At 38.8% G+C, this 15,501-nt stretch carries 14 protein-coding genes and 2 pseudogenes; 9 read left to right on the top strand and 7 right to left on the bottom strand.

Annotated elements, in window-relative coordinates:
- Positions 1-4: 4 nt before the first annotated feature.
- Entirely contained in the window at positions 5-1,783 is a 1,779-nt protein-coding gene (locus I6F54_RS17320; RefSeq protein ID WP_197119892.1) for an ABC transporter transmembrane domain-containing protein, read from the bottom strand.
- 88 nt (positions 1,784-1,871) lie between these two features.
- On the opposite strand from I6F54_RS17320, the gene I6F54_RS17325 reads away from it, so the two are divergent.
- The 4 genes from I6F54_RS17325 (at position 1,872) to I6F54_RS17340 (ending at position 4,122) form a co-directional block, all read left to right on the top strand.
- Positions 1,872-2,270, top strand: a complete 399-nt coding sequence (locus I6F54_RS17325; RefSeq protein ID WP_197142458.1) for a DUF3224 domain-containing protein — start codon at positions 1,872-1,874, stop codon at positions 2,268-2,270.
- Positions 2,271-2,451: 181 nt separating this feature from the next.
- Positions 2,452-3,069: a LysE family translocator gene (locus I6F54_RS17330; RefSeq protein ID WP_165729085.1), complete on the top strand. Its 618-nt coding sequence runs from the start codon at positions 2,452-2,454 to the stop codon at positions 3,067-3,069.
- A gap of 66 nt (positions 3,070-3,135) precedes the next feature.
- Positions 3,136-3,681 carry a PH domain-containing protein gene (locus tag I6F54_RS17335; RefSeq protein WP_165729086.1) on the top strand — a complete coding sequence of 182 codons (546 nt, stop codon included), beginning with the start codon at positions 3,136-3,138 and terminating at the stop codon, positions 3,679-3,681.
- 45 nt (positions 3,682-3,726) lie between these two features.
- Positions 3,727-4,122: a DUF1801 domain-containing protein gene (locus I6F54_RS17340; RefSeq protein WP_197142460.1), complete on the top strand. Its 396-nt coding sequence runs from the start codon at positions 3,727-3,729 to the stop codon at positions 4,120-4,122.
- A gap of 22 nt (positions 4,123-4,144) precedes the next feature.
- Here the strand turns inward: I6F54_RS17340 and I6F54_RS17345 are convergent, their stop codons facing one another.
- Positions 4,145-4,489 carry a rhodanese-like domain-containing protein gene (locus I6F54_RS17345; protein WP_165729088.1) on the bottom strand — a complete coding sequence of 115 codons (345 nt, stop codon included), beginning with the start codon at positions 4,487-4,489 and terminating at the stop codon, positions 4,145-4,147.
- Between the two features lie 300 nt (positions 4,490-4,789).
- On the opposite strand from I6F54_RS17345, the gene I6F54_RS17350 reads away from it, so the two are divergent.
- On the top strand, positions 4,790-5,092 hold the full coding sequence (locus I6F54_RS17350) for an ArsR/SmtB family transcription factor (protein ID WP_165729089.1): 303 nt from the start codon (positions 4,790-4,792) through the stop codon (positions 5,090-5,092).
- 212 nt (positions 5,093-5,304) lie between these two features.
- On the opposite strand, the gene I6F54_RS17355 is transcribed toward I6F54_RS17350, so the two are convergent.
- The gene (locus tag I6F54_RS17355; protein WP_165729090.1) at positions 5,305-5,982 is read right to left on the bottom strand and encodes a nitroreductase family protein; all 678 of its coding nucleotides are present in this window, start codon (positions 5,980-5,982) and stop codon (positions 5,305-5,307) included.
- A 187-nt stretch (positions 5,983-6,169) separates the two neighbouring features.
- Between I6F54_RS17355 and I6F54_RS17360 the strand changes: the two genes are divergently transcribed.
- From I6F54_RS17360 to I6F54_RS17375, 4 genes are all read left to right on the top strand, one after another.
- Entirely contained in the window at positions 6,170-7,051 is an 882-nt protein-coding gene (locus tag I6F54_RS17360) for an ABC transporter ATP-binding protein (RefSeq protein WP_165729091.1), read from the top strand.
- 9 nt (positions 7,052-7,060) lie between these two features.
- Positions 7,061-10,639, top strand: coding sequence for an ABC transporter permease/M1 family aminopeptidase (locus I6F54_RS17365; protein WP_197142461.1), 3,579 nt, complete (start codon positions 7,061-7,063; stop codon positions 10,637-10,639).
- A gap of 179 nt (positions 10,640-10,818) precedes the next feature.
- Complete coding sequence (locus I6F54_RS17370) at positions 10,819-11,130, top strand: Bor family protein (protein WP_197142463.1); 312 nt, start codon at positions 10,819-10,821, stop codon at positions 11,128-11,130.
- Positions 11,127-11,462 (top strand): Bor/Iss family lipoprotein, encoded by a 336-nt coding sequence (locus I6F54_RS17375; protein ID WP_024591364.1) that lies wholly within the window; start codon positions 11,127-11,129, stop codon positions 11,460-11,462. The genes I6F54_RS17370 and I6F54_RS17375 overlap by 4 nt, the downstream gene beginning before the upstream one ends.
- A 54-nt stretch (positions 11,463-11,516) precedes the next feature.
- Here the strand turns inward: I6F54_RS17375 and I6F54_RS17380 are convergent, their stop codons facing one another.
- The 4 genes and pseudogenes from I6F54_RS17380 to I6F54_RS17395 form a co-directional block, all read right to left on the bottom strand.
- Positions 11,517-12,203, bottom strand: a complete 687-nt coding sequence (locus tag I6F54_RS17380) for a TorF family putative porin (RefSeq protein ID WP_024591363.1) — start codon at positions 12,201-12,203, stop codon at positions 11,517-11,519.
- A 275-nt stretch (positions 12,204-12,478) separates the two neighbouring features.
- Positions 12,479-13,390: pseudogene (locus I6F54_RS17385) on the bottom strand (hypothetical protein); the annotation flags it as partial.
- A gap of 285 nt (positions 13,391-13,675) precedes the next feature.
- On the bottom strand, positions 13,676-14,341 hold the full coding sequence (locus I6F54_RS17390) for a hypothetical protein (RefSeq protein ID WP_165729095.1): 666 nt from the start codon (positions 14,339-14,341) through the stop codon (positions 13,676-13,678).
- A 366-nt stretch (positions 14,342-14,707) separates the two neighbouring features.
- Positions 14,708-15,384 (bottom strand): annotated as a pseudogene (locus I6F54_RS17395) (TorF family putative porin).
- Between the last annotated feature and the right edge of the window lie 117 nt (positions 15,385-15,501).

Here is a 15,501-nt window from a genome sequence, read left to right on the forward strand (position 1 = left end):
GACCCTAATCCTTATTAAACTGTAATTCACACAGTTTTTGATACAACGGGTTACTTGCTAACAACTCTTGGTGAGTACCCGTTGCTATGATTTCCCCATTTTCCATTACTACAATTACATCTGCATGTTTTACCGTTGCCAGCCTATGGGCAATAATTAACGTTGTTCTGTTTTGCATTAAATGCTCAAGTGCAGCTTGTACATGGTGTTCGCTTTGCGCATCCAGCGCGCTGGTGGCTTCATCCAGAAGAAGTATTTCAGGGTCTTTTAATATGGCACGTGCAAGCACAATACGCTGCTTTTGCCCACCCGATAACCTCACACCCTGCTCACCTAAAAAGCTGTTATAACCTTGCGGTAACTGTTTGATAAATTCATCGGCATGCGCATACTTTGCTGCGGCATATACTTGCTCATCGGTTGCACTTGGGTTGCCGTAGCGGATGTTATGCATTACGTCGGAGCTAAATAAAATAGGGTTTTGCGCTACCATGCCCATTTTATTACGCAGAGTATTAAGCGATAAATCTTTAATGTTTACATCTTTAAACTTAATAGCTCCGCTAGCCGGATCGTAAAAGCGTTGTAGTAATTCAAATAACGTTGTTTTACCTGCGCCAGAAGGGCCAACAATTGCCACGGTTTGGCCTTGATTTATATTTAGGCTTATTTTATTAAGCGCACTCACGTCTGGACGAGAAGGATAGTTAAAGCTTATATTTTCAAGTGTAATAGCAGGGCTGTTAATGTTTTGCAGTAAGCTATCGTCTTGTGGATCTAGCGGGTTTTCTATCTCACTTTTAACAGCAAGTAACTCAAGTAACCTTGCCGCAGCACCAGCTGCACGTTGTAGTTCGCCATATACTTCAGCAACGGTTGCCACCGACATTGCCACCATAATAGCGTAAAATACAAATGCACCTAACTCGCCGCCGCTCATGGTGCCTGCAAGTACGTCGTTACCACCTACCCATAACATAGCGCTAATAGCACTAAAGGTTAAAAAAATCACCACGGCTATTAAAAATGAACGTTGCTTAATACGTTTTTTAGCCACGTTAAAGGCTTTCTCGGTCTCAAGTGCAAAGGCATGTTGTTCTTGTTCTTCATGGCTATAACTTTGCACTACTTTAATATTTTGTATGATTTCTCCGGCATAGGTACTTATGTCGGCAATGGCATCTTGGCTAGAGCTTGCTAGTTTGCGTACCTTGCGACCAAATATCATCATAGGAACAAGTACCAGCGGTACACAGGCTACAACCACTAAAGTAAGTTTTAAATTAGTAAACAGCAGCATAGCGAGTCCACCAATCAACATAAGTACACTGCGCAGCGCCATAGAAAATGATGAGCCAATAATTGATTGCAGTAGTGTGGTGTCGGTGGTTAAACGCGACATAAGCTCGCCACTGCGGTTTTCTTCAAAGTAGCTAGGGTGCAAGGTAACAATGCGATTAAACACGGCTTTTCGAATATCGTTACTGACTCGTTCGCCAATCCACGACATTAAATAAAAACGGCTAAAGGTGCCTATTGCTAATAAGCTGATTAAGCCAATGAGTACCAGTACAGCTTGTTGCAATTGCTCTTTGGAGCCTGCAATAAATCCATGATCAATAACAAATTTAACACCTTGCCCTAATGATAAGTTAACACCCGCAGTAACTAATAGTGCAGCAAGCGCCGCTACTACCATCCATTTATACGGTTTAATAAAAGCAAAAACAGGTAATAAGCTGCTAAAAGCGGCTTTTTCGGATGCAGAGGTGTTTTTTGACATAGTGGATTCTTTTTAAAGGTTAAGGTATAGATATGGCATCATCGGATTAAAAATCAATAGTATTAAATATCATCAATAAGGAATTGTTATGACAACAAAAATAATAAGTGGTGAATTTACAGTGGCTTTAGCGCTAATTGAAGGTTACGCCAATGGGCAGCAAGGTATTAACTTAGGACGTATGTCGATTGATAAAACATTTAAAGGTGACTTAAATGCTACAAGCCAAGGCGAGATGCTTAGCGCAATGACGCCAACCCAAGGCAGTGCGGGTTACGTGGCAATAGAGCAAGTGATAGGTGAGCTTGAAGGTAAGCAGGGCAGTTTTGTACTGCAACATTTTGGCACTATGAATAAAGGACAAGACAGTCTTATTTTAAATGTTATTCCTGATTCAGGCACAAATGAGCTAAAAGGATTAACTGGCAGTATGAAAATACGCATTGAGCAGGACATTCACTATTACGACTTTGACTACCGCTTATAAAATGGATAACAAACAATGCAAAAAATAGTAGAATTTAAAAAGCGTGGTTTTTAGTAACGACATTGATGTAAATGATTTAAATGAGAGCATATACCGCTAAAATCAAGAAGGTTGGAAAGTAATAAGGCCAAATAACGGCCTATATATTATTAATAGAAAACGATGAACTATAAGGACAAAAATGACATTAGCAGCATGGTTTAGTTTAGTACTTGTATGCATGATGGGTGCAATGTCGCCAGGCCCAAGCCTTGCAGTTGTACTAAAGCATACAATGAGTGGCGGAATGAAAAACGGTATGCTTGCTGCACTTAGCCATGGCGTGGGTGTTGGGCTTTATGCGGCCGCTTCGTTACTTGGTTTGGGGACATTGATGGCTCAATTTCCAACGGTATACCAAGTGCTTGTATATTTGGGTGCTGGATATTTAGCCTATTTAGGTTTAAAAATACTATTAGCAAAACCCAATAATGACGAACTGCAAGTACAAAAAAGCGAGGTAAGTGCAACTAAAGCGCTGCAAGATGGATTCGCCATTGCATTTTTAAACCCTAAATTAGCCATTTTCTTTTTAGCGTTGTTTTCGCAGTTTATAGACCCGCAAAATCTCACTTTAAGCATTGGCATTATTATGTGCTTAACCGTGTTTATAATTGATACAGGTTGGTATTTGCTAGTTGCAGTACTTACTGAGGTTTCAAAAAATCGCTTTGGTTTTACTAAGCAAAACCCATGGCTTGATAAAATACTGGGTGTTGTGTTTATTGCCCTTGCTATAAAAGTCGTTATTAGTTTGTAAGATTGAGTAGAGATTATTGAAGTTTACAGAGTGTATTTGTAGTTATATAGATAAAGGATTAAAACAATGACAAAACATATTTTAAAAAGTGCTTCATTCGATTACAAGGTAAAACAATATTGGATGGTTACTACCTCGCTATTTGCAATGTTGGCTCTTGTTACTATACCGCTTATACCTATCATTTTACTTATCGTATGGCTGGTGGGCGGGCGAATACTCGCAGCTATGTCGGCTGACTTATTACCACAAAAATTGGTAGTTAAACGTGGCATATTATTTAAAGAAGAAAAATCTATTCCGCTTGAAAAAATAACTGATGTTGGATTAAGCCAAGGGCCGTTAATGCGACTGTTTGGGTTATATCGTTTAAGCTTTGAAACGGCAGGGCAGTCAGGAAATGGGGCTTTAGTGTCTTTGCTTGGTGTAGTTAATGCGAGTGAGTTTAGAGAAGCGATACTTGAGCAAAAAGATGTATTGGCTAATCAAGGTAAAACTTCGCAGCAGGCGACAGAACAAAGTGAGAAAGAGCTACTGAGAGCACTTACTTATAGTGTTAAAAATATTGAGCAGATGCTACTTGTTTTACTTGATGAAAGGCAGCAAAAGTAACTTATTTTTAAATACAGCCAATATCTTGCTTATAAGGATGTTTTTGTGACTACGGATATTGAAAATATATTTAATAATTATCCTCAGATAACTAAAAGTACGCTTATAAAATTACGGGAGCTAATTTATACCGTAGCACAAGAGCAAAACTTGGGAGCTGTGGAGGAGTCAATAAAGTGGGGAGAGCCAAGCTATAGCACAATAAATGGCAGCCCCATTCGCATTGGCTTTAAAGGAACATCATGTTATTTGTTTTTTCATTGCCAATCAAAGCTCGTAATTACATTTAGAGAATTATATTCTCATAATCTCACTTTTGAAGGAAATAGAGCAATAGTGTTAAATAGTGAAAAGCCATTACCAGAGTACCCACTTAAAGCGTGTATTAAATTAGCACTGACTTATCACAGCGTTAAACACCTACCTTTGTTAGGTGCATAACTGCAAGCACTTAAGTAGATGCTTAAAACACGCTACATATTTGGCTTGCATCACAGGTAATAACACTAACGTTTTCATAACCAACACGTGTTAGCGCTTCTGCACCAAGGGTTGCACGTGCACCACTGGCACAGTGTAAGTAAATTGGGCGTGTTGCATCTTTTTCTATTTCCATCAACTTCATTTCGAGTAACCCGCGCGGAATATTTATTGCTCCAACAGCTGCATTTGTTGCGTGTTCTGCTGGTTCGCGCACATCAATAAGTAAGCCTTTATTTTGTTCAAGCTCGAGCTTTGCTTGTGCTGCGTCAATACGGCGCTGGTTAGGTGTGATAATTTTAAGTAAATCAGGGATTGATGTAAGCATGCTTTTTTATTCCTTAAGGTTACGTTTGCGTAATTGTGTGATCATCAAATACAAACAACTAATAGCAGATTGAATTGAGTTTAGTGTAATAAAAACAGTAAGCCATATTCATCTAGGATCAAAATATTGCAGCTATACAAATACGGCAATTATGAGTCCCGCAATTAAAAAATGAGCTATTCAATTTTATTTAGTGTTTTATTTACTATATTCGTTTTTTCTATATTAGTAAATTCTAATATTAGACATTAACAATGCATATATTTATACTCCAATCACTTTTTATAATAAGAGCATGCTATGAATATCGACTTTATTGCAATGGCTGGGAATGTGGCGCAGGCAGAGCAGTTATTAAAAATTTTAGCGAATAAAAATCGCTTAATGATTTTATGCTCTTTGCAAGATAAAGAAATGAGTGTATCGCAACTAAATGAAGCCGTACCTTTAGCACAATCGGCACTTTCTCAGCATTTAGCTGCACTACGAAAAGCGAATGTTGTTGCCACTCGCCGTGAAAGCCAAACTATTTATTATCGTATAATTGACGATAACGCAGTGCAATTACTTGGCACGCTATATAACTTATTTTGTAAAGACTAACGATTTTTAGTGGCGTGAGTAGCGCAGCGAAAGCAGGTTAGAATAACCTCAGCTCTATTGTATTGTTTTTGTGCTATTAATTTTTTGCAGCATTTATACTTAAATAGATTTCGTACGAAAACAGCCACTATGCTTAGACGAAACTACAAATACATAACAGCATATTATCGCAAGGTTTAACCCAAGCGATAAGTTTGCGGTTAAAGATCATCTCAAATAAACGTAGCTATTTCATCGATAGATTTTTTATCCAGTGCATGAGCCGGTATTGTGGCATCTTCACTTGGGTAGCCTGCAATAAGTAACATATACGGGCGCTCGTTATCCCTATCTCGGCCACATATGTCGGTTAAAAAGCTCATTGGTTTTGGAGTATGAGTAAGGGTTGCCAAACCTGAACGGTGCAAAGCTTGAATTAAAAAGCCGGTAGCTAAGCCAACAGACTCATGCACATAATAATTCGTATTTTTATCATCAGTGCTTACGCCGCCCTTTTTTTGACTAAATACAGCTATAAGCCAAGGTGCATGCTCTAAATAAGGTTTATTGGCGTCGGTACCTAACGGTTTTAGCGCATCTAACCATTCTTCACCTGCTCGCCCTTCATAAAAAGAACGTTCTAGCTTTTCGGCGGCTTCTCTTATTTGCTTTTTTACATCGCTACTATTTATAGCAACAAAATGCCAAGGCTGATGATTCGCTCCACTGGGTGCTGTACCTGCTGCTTTTATACATGCTTCAATAATATTTTTTGGTACTGGGCGATCGCTAAAGCTGCGAATGCTATGGCGACGTTGGCTAGTGATTAAAAACTCGTTAGCGCGATTTAGCATTTCGTCGTGTGGGTATTCTATAAAGTCGTTTAATGGCTGACTTTGGTGATCTTGCATGGCTTTTCGCTTCTTATAAAAAGTATATGTGGTTTTTATACCGAGTGAATAAAGCGTAGGCAAGTGTTATGAGTTTAAATTATGTTTATTTGTTGTTACAAATTTAACCAGTAAGTAACTTATGTTCCTGTTTTTCTTGTGGTATAAAACATCATAAAAATAATTACTCATATTCAAGGAAGTAAAAATGCTATCAATAACTGGGTTATCTAAAACCTACGATAACGGCGTACATGCACTACAAGGTGTTGATTTATCTATCGGTAAAGGGATGTTTGGATTGCTTGGGCCAAATGGCGCAGGTAAATCATCGCTTATGCGTACCATTGCAACACTACAGTCGGCTGATTCAGGTTCAATTACTTTTGATGGCATTGATGTATTTAAAGACCCACAGGCACTGCGCCAACGCTTAGGTTACTTACCACAAGATTTTGGTGTGTACCCGCGTGTTAGTGCCTACGATTTGCTAGATCATATGGCTGTTTTAAAGGGTATTCATAATAAAGCGGAGCGTAAAGAGTCGGTTGAAGGGTTACTTGCGCACACTAATTTATATCAACATCGCTCAAAAGCGGTAAGTGGCTTTTCGGGCGGTATGCGCCAGCGTTTTGGTATTGCACAAGCCTTACTAGGCGACCCTGATTTACTAATCGTTGATGAGCCAACAGCGGGGCTAGACCCAGAGGAACGTAATCGTTTCCATAACTTATTAGTAAGCTTAGGCGAGCAAAAAGTAGTTATATTATCGACCCATATTGTTGAAGATGTTGCAGAGCTTTGCCCAAATATGGCGGTGTTGGCTGGCGGTAAGATTTTACTGGAAGGTAACCCAATAGCGCTTACCGATAAGCTCCAAGGACAAATTTGGCGCAAAGCCATGAGCCAAGAAGAAGCGCAAGAACTTGAGCCGCAATTACCGGTTATTTCTAAGCGCTTATTTGCAGGGAAAACAATTTTACATGTAATAGCAGAGCAGGCTCCACAAGGGTTTGAAGCAAGTAATGCAAATTTAGAAGATGTGTATTTTTCTACACTGCTTAATCATCGTAACAGCGAAGTAGCATAAGGAGGCGTTATGTTTTTTAATATGCTTGCGTTTGAGCTGCGCTATTTTATGCGCCAACCTTCGTTTTATGTGACCTCATTAATCTTCTTTTTTATGGCGTTTTTTATAAGCTCCAGTAGTAAGTTTCCGCTAGGTGGGGCGAATGTTCATATGAACTCGCCGTTCTCGATTATGCTTTTAACCGTTACATTTTGTACACTCGCTATGTTTTTAGTGGTTAACTTTGTTGCCAGCTCTGCTATTCGCAACAGTGAAAGCAAAATGGATGAGCTGGTATTTAGTAAGCCTGTTAATCCTGTGCCTTATCAAGCAGGGCGTTTTTTTGGTTCTTACTTAGTTGTACTTATTGTGTTTTTAAGCGTGCCATTGGGTGTGTTTTTAGGGTCGCAATTTGGTTTATTAGTTGGCTGGCTCGATGGCGAATTGATTGGTCCTAATAAGCTAATGTACTATGCTGCGCCTTATCTTTATTTAGCAGTGCCAAGTTTACTTGTGCTTTCGGCTATTTTTAATAGTGTAGCGGTCTATTTTAAAACCATGATGTCGGTGTATGTAGCAGCTGTTGTGATTTTTATAGCCTATCAAATTGCCGGCGTTTACTTTGATGATTTAGCATTTAGAAATATTGTTGTTTACGCCGACCCATTTGGTTCAGGTTCGTTAATTGATTTAACACGTTATTGGACTGTAAATGATAAAAACACAGAAGTGCTAACGCTCACAGGTGACCTTTTAGTTAACCGTATATTGTGGGTGGCAATCAGTGTTGCAATGTTTTTTGGCCTTGGAAAGCTAAGCAACCGCATAGTAACTAAAAAACAGAAGAAGCAATTTAAAGTCTCTGCTTTTGTACAAAATAAACAAGCTGCACTTATCAATAGTGCTAAAAATTATAAATCAGCGGGGATTAGTACTAAATCTCAGCTAATAATGCGCAGTATATTCGAACTTAAACAAGTTATATTTAGTGCTCCTTTTATGATTTTAGCGGGTGTAAGCATTGTAACGCTTATGATCCCTCTGTTTGCGCCTATTGGTGCTTATGGCACTACTAACTGGCCTTTAACTCAGAATATGGTCAATATTATTAGCGGTATTTCTGGTTTATTTTTGTTTGTTATTATCGCTTTTTATAGTGCTGAGCTTGTGTGGCGAGAGCGACAAAGTGGCATGGGCGATATTATTGACAGCTTTCCTGTACATAACAGTGTTTTTTGGGTGTCAAAAATACTGGCTTTAATCGCCGCTGTTTCTTGGTTGTTCCTCGTGGGAATGATACTCACAATTACAGTTCAGTTATTTAAAGGTCAATTTAATTTAGAGCTAGGACAGTATTTATTTAGGATTGTTTATTTATCGATTTTACCGTTGATTATGCTGACAGTACTCGCCTTCTTTTTACAGATTATTAGCCCGAATAAATATGTAGGAATGGGTTTGTTTATTTTGTATTACATAGCGCAAAAAGTAATGGGTTCTTATGGGTTTGAGCATCATATGTATCATTTTTCGCAAAGCAGTAGCGTACCGTATTCTGATATAAATGGTTATGGACATTTCTTACAAGCTGCGCATTGGTACACATTATATTGGGGCGCGTTAAGTCTTGTTTTAGCGATTGTTGGGTTTGCGTTATGGCACCGTGGTCCTTCACAAACGCTGCGCACACGCCTGTCTATGCTTCGTTATAATATGTCGTTAAAAGGGCAAGCGATTGCGGTTATTAGTGCACTAGTGTTTGTTGGTGCAGGCTACAATATTTATAACAACACGCGAGTTTTGAATGAGTTTACTACGAGCGATGAGTTTCAAGACAAGCAAATAAGTTATGAACAGCAGTTTGCACAATACAAAGACTTAGCAGTACCTATGGTGACCGATGTTGACTTAACTGTTGATATTTATCCAAAAAAGCGTGCTTTAAGTGCTGTGGCAAAAATTAAATTTACTAATACCTCTAACGAGCCAATTACGCGAGTGTTAATAAGCTCACCTCAACACGCTAAAAGTTGGGATGTAGCTATGGCAGGCGGTAAGATAGTTGAAAAATTACCAGCGCTTTATTCAGCATGGTTTGAGTTTGAGCAGCCGCTTATGCCAAACGAAATAAGAGAAGGGCAACTGTCGGTTACTCGTGATCATACAGCCTTTACTGATAAAGACTCTGATACACAATTAGTTGCCAATGGCACTTTTATTAATAACTTGGAACTCCTTCCTAGCTTTGGTTATAGCCGTGGTTTACAGGTAGCTGATAAATTTGAACGCCGTAAGCATGATTTACCAGAACTTGAACGTGCCCATAAGCTAGAAGACAGTCAGTACTATACTCAAAGTGATTTTGGTGCAGCTAATGGGTTTATTAACTTTAAGGCAACGGTAACAACCGACGAGTCGCAATTTGCTATTACCCCAGGGTATTTACAAAGTGAAAGTGTAAAAGACGGGCGCCGCACTTTTGTTTATGAAATGGATGCGCCTATTTTAAACTTTTATGCGGTGCTTTCGGCTGAACTTGAAAGTAAAAAGGTTGAGCATAATGGGGTAAATATTGAGGTGTATTACCACAAAAATCATGCATGGAATGTTGACCGCATGATTGAGTCGGTACAAGACTCGATAGATTACTTTACACAAGCATTTGGGCCGTATCAGCATAAGCAGCTACGTATAATTGAATTTCCTAAGTATCGCTCGTTTGCACAAAGTTTTGCCAATACAGTCCCTTACTCAGAAAGCATGGGGTTTATTACAGACTTAAGAGATGAGAGTAAAGTTGACTACCCTTACTATGTTACCGCACATGAAGTAGCGCACCAGTGGTGGGGGCATCAAGTGTCGGGAGCAAATGTTGAGGGGAGCGCAGTTATGTCAGAAACGCTTTCACAATACAGTGCGCTTATGGTGCTTGAAAAACGCTTTGGCGCAGAGAAGCTACGTAAGTTTTTAAAATATGAGCTTGATAGGTACTTAATAGGGCGTACAGGGGAAGCCTTTGAAGAAATGCCACTATATAAAACGCAGTCTCAACAATATCTTCATTACAATAAAGGATCTGTGGTAATGATGGCGATTTATGATCGTTTAGGTGAAAAACGGTTAAATGATGCACTCAAAGCATTTTTAAATGAGTTTCAGTACCAATCAACACCATACCCAACAACACTTGATTTACTTAGCTATTTAAAACAAGACGCAACACAAGCAGAGCAAAGTTTTATTGACGATCAGTTTAAATATATCACCTTATATGAGCTTGAGATGAAAGATGTGTCAGTTACAGATAGCGTTGATAGCGAAGGATTTTATACTGTAACACTTAGCGTAGAAGCCGTTAAACAGCGTGCGGATGGCCAAGGTGAAGAAACTGAACAGCCGCTCGATGAGCTAATTGATATTGCATTGTTTAGCGATGACCCTGAAAACCTACTAGCTGAAGATTTTGTTATTTACTCTCAAAAGCACCAAATAGTATCAGGTACTAATACTATTGAGCTTAAAGTAAAAGAAAAGCCACTATTTGCGGGGGTTGATCCTTACATTAAGCTAGTCGACAAGGACAGTAAAAATAACCTAGCTAAATTTTAAGGTCTATCTACTAACCACTTAAACTGACTAATTTAAAGGCCGCATTTATGCGGCCTTTATGTGTAATAAACTGTATAAAACTTCATAGCGTTTCTACATATTCCCCACAGCTTTTTACGCTAATATTTTATGTTCTCTTATAAAGTTACCTTACTGGTATTTAGTTTATAAGAAAGAGTATGAAACCATTAATTATAGGGGCGATAGCATTAAGCCTGAGTGCTTGTTCTGCGGTAACCATTCAGCCACAGGCAACAGCAAAAATAACGAGCCAAGCTAATTACGAAGATAGTCGCTCATTTTACTTTTGGGGATTGGTAGGCGAGCAACGCGTAGACGTAAAACAAATATGTTCAAATACACCGGTTATTCAAATGCAGTCACAACAAACGTTTAGTGATGGAGCGCTGAGTTTAATTACGCTTGGAATATACTCGCCCCATACCATTAAAGTGTGGTGCCAAGAGCAAATACTAGGGGAGACATTATGAGCATCAAGCTATTTGCAGCCGGTTGCACACTGATTATTTTAACGGGGTGTACAAATATTTACTTTGATAACGGTATACAGAGCAAAGTAAGCAATAAAACGCTAAAAAGCTCACAGTGGCATCATAATTTTGCACTTGCGTTGTACGAGGGATCAGAGCCGTTAGATTTAACAACACATTGCCCACAAGGGGAGTGGCAAAGCGTTCATACGTATAAATCGTTTACTAATGGTTTAGCTGAGGTGGTTGTGAATCAAATCGGCCCAGCTTGGTACCCTAAAACAGTAGAAGTACAATGTAATAAGGTACCATTTAAAGCTAAACAGCTATAAAACGAGAAAAGGGCCAAAAGGCCCTTCGTGTTGCAGCAAGTAACACATTCTTTCTTATAAATTAAAGTCTACAGAATAAGCAACGTAAGCTTTAATATCTGAATCATCCATATCTGTATCAGACAAACCAAAAGTAAAACCGTCTTTCGAAATTGATACACCGTAATCTAAGATATTATCATCGCCAATAAAATCACCAGAGTAATGGCCTAAGTGAAGTGCCATTTCAGTGCCGTTACTGCCAACAGCAAAACCGTAGTCAGCTGTCAGGTAAAGTGAATCACCAAAGTCTGTACCATCACCACTTGCAGCTGATGTTGCTAATACAGAAGCACCAAAGGTAAAGCCTTCAACACTGATGCTACCGTAAATTTCAGAGAAATCTGCGTCTGCTTCAGAAGCTGCGTCTGGGTAAGCGTAATAAATATAACCAACATCGTAGCTAACACTTTCGTTAATATCGCCACCAAAGCCTGCATATAAGTCAAGCTCATAGGTCATTTCATCTGCCCACGATGCATTTGAAGCCCAAGTACCTGCATAAAAGCCCGATTCATTGGCATAATCAATACCGCCTGAAATAGCTGCATCGCCCCCAGTTTGCTCTTGACCACGCCATAAGTAGTTTGATGTTGCCGCTGCATTAGCAGTTACTTCAGCATGTACGGCTGTTGACGTTAAAGATGTTGCGCCCATTAATGCTATAGCACTTATAGCGATGGTTTTTTTTAGTTTTAGCATGTCCATTTCCCGTTATATGATTTTTGCTCGCCAAGGTTTTTATTATGTAATCGGAACCTTTAGGCTGACGGCTTTTTATTGTTTAACTAACGGGATAATTGCACTGTATGTGCCAGCTTCATTATTTTTACTAAAAATTATTTTTATATATTAAAAAACATGAGCTTGCATTTTATGAATAGGGAAGGGGTATAACATTAGGGAAGATGTTGCGCACGTTGGTGGTGCATAAATTAACCTAGCCGCACCATAAAAGTACGGCTAAATTAGAAGGTTTAACCGAATATAGTACGCATAAGGCTAATTGTTTCGTTTACACTGCGACCTTTTTGAACTTCACTCACAATTGAATCGCGTTTACTGCGAATATGTTCAGGAATATCGTCAGCAGCAAGGGCACGGTCTACTAAAATTTCTGCAGACTCTTTACCTCTACGCTGAGTTTTACCTGTTGTAGTTGTAGTACGTTTAGGCTTGCTTAGCAGTTTAATGTAGTTAGAGTTATCTGGTGTTTTAGCATCAGCATAGTGAAAGAAACATGGGATTAGCGCTTTAATAGCAACTAATTGTTCTTCTAACTCATTACTCGGTTTAGCCATTTTGTACCATGACATAGCTTGAATACCTTTTACGATATCTTGCCAGTAACGCTCAAAATCACTATTTTTAAGTTTAGAAACACCAAGGGCACCACATAAAGCATCTAATCGATTATTTGTAATCGGAGTAAATAAATCAGGACGACGCATTGCAAGCAAACGAGTTGCAGGCGCAAGTGTTGGTTTTTCGTTGTTGTCGGTGAATATTTTTGAATAAGCAGCAACAAATTGTTGATACTCATATTGAGTTATATCACCTTCAAGCGGAATATTTGCTAGTGCGTCGTCAAAAGCACCTGGTAAATCTCCAAGCATCTGATGGAAGCTCTTTGCACTCTTTGTAGATGCAAACCATTCAACGTCAAAGTTGTATGTGCTTGGATCAAGTGATGCTATGTGCTTACCGCTAAACGCAAGTAAGTCTTCAGGGATCATATCTTTAAGAGATTGCTCACGAATGCTTTTAATGTAGTCTACTAAACGAAGTTGTTCATCAAGTGCAATAACGTCTTTGTGTTGTTCTACAAATACACTTACAACAGGCCAAGGAGCAATACGTAAAGCTTTAGCCTGTAAAAAGCTAATCGCTTGCTCTGTAATGAGAATTCACTCAGCATGGCAAACGGCGCATACTTAAATATTATTTAGCCTTAAAGCTGCAGAGATTGTTATAAAACAAATGAACCCAGCTTGATACCATAAAATAGTGGACGTGAGCTATTCTTTGGTATTTTTAAAAGTGGGCAGTGATTGATGCCGGTTATTCGTGACTTAATATACTTATGGGGTCTAGTTTTACTGCTTTATAGCAGGAAAACTAGACTCTAATATAGGACTGAAAATAGCTTTAAGTATTATACTTGTCAGCGTGAATTAGTTATTTAAAAGAGTTAATAGGCTAGGGTCTTCAGTTTCAATATATAATGCTTTTAATTTTTTATCACCACTTTCGGTTTCAGTAAATTGCTGAAAAGAATAGTTTTTAGAAAAACTTGAAAGAGCCTCAATAGATGCTTGATTACTACTTTGTGTATAAGTAAGTTCTAGTGCGCAAACCTTCCCTGCACACTCTAGATCTTGCTGTAAAATAGTGACGTCTTTTAATTCATTTAGAATAAAATCGTTTAGCTTATCTTTACGTATTTGTGCTATTTCAGAGTATTCAATATTAGACATACGCTGCAGTAATATTGAAGTATCATTTTTAAATACGTCGTCCAATGCTTTTGTTGAAACAAATTCTTTTCCACCCTCAGTTGAAACAAATTCTTCAGAGAAAGCGTTAGGGCTTGAAATAGGCAATTTAGATATCGCTGCCACTTTTTGCTCTACAACTTTGTGCTGTTTGACAGATGGTTCAGAGGCTTTACTTAATAGGGTGTTTGGCTCAATTGGAGGCTTAGCTTTTTCATTACTAAGAATGGCTTCATCAGTTGGTTGTATGTGGGTTAGCGGAGGATCTGAAGGCTGCCCAGTGTTTAAAATACCAATACCAAGAATGGCGACAAAAACAAGTGCAATTAAAAATATGTATTTCATTTTACTATCCTTAGAAGAGAAAGGCATACGCCTTTCTAAATGATGCTTATTCCAACCGTATCATACAAGAAACTTGACCACCACCAGAGCACAAATAGCTAACTGTACCACCCTCACCATGAACAACCGTCATGCTACCTGAGGTGCAACGGCATGTCATTGTTGCATAGGTAAATGTACTCATTGTGATTAAAAAAACGCTAAAATAACTGTAATTTTTTTTGATAAATTCATAATAATCCTTAATCGTGATTTCGAACTTTAATGTTACCTTATTGTTTTTTTTGTAAATAACTATTTTCTAGGTGGTTTAAATATGAGAAAGGGCCTTGCGGCCCTTAGTGTTGCAGCAAGTAACACATTTTTTTATAGGCTAAAGTCTGCAGAGTCGACAACGTAAGCTTTTAAATCTGAGCCATCGATATCATTATCAGATAAGCCAAAAGTAAAGCCATCCTTAGAGATTGAAACGCCGTAATCGATGATGTTGTCATCACCAATAAAGCCGCCTGAGTAATGCCCCAAATGCAGCGCTATTTCAGTTCCATTACTACCAATAGCGAATCCATAGTCTGTTGTTAAATAAAGTGAATCACCAAAGTCGGAACCATCACCACTAGCAGCTGAAGTTGCTAATACCGAAGCACCAAAAGTGAAACCTTCTACACTGATAATCCCGTAAACCTCAGAGAAATCTGCGTCAGCTTCTGAAGCAGCATCAGGGTAGGCATAGTAAATATAACCAACATCATAGCTAACGCTTTCATTGATTGCGCCACTAAAGCCTGCATATAGGTCAAGCTCATAGGTCATTTCATCTGCCCACGATGCATTTGAAGCCCAAGTACCTGCATAAAAGCCGGACTCGTTAGCGTAATCAATTCCACCCGAAATAGCAGCGTCGCCTCCTGTTTGCTCTTGACACGCCATAAGTGGTTGGAGGTTGCTGCTGCATTTGCAGTTACCTCTGTAAATGTCGTTGTTGATGTTATGCCTGCAAACGCCAGTGCACCGAAGAGTATTGTTTTTTGTAGTTTTAGCATGTTTCATTCCCGCTATATGACTTTTGCATACCAAGGTTTTATTATGTATTGCTTTGACCTTTTAACTGGGTGCATTTTTATTATTTAACTGGGAAGGTAATAGCACTGTATGTGCCA

Source organism: Pseudoalteromonas sp. SWXJZ10B (assembly GCF_015864475.1).
Classification (GTDB): Bacteria; Pseudomonadota; Gammaproteobacteria; order Enterobacterales; family Alteromonadaceae; genus Pseudoalteromonas; species Pseudoalteromonas arctica.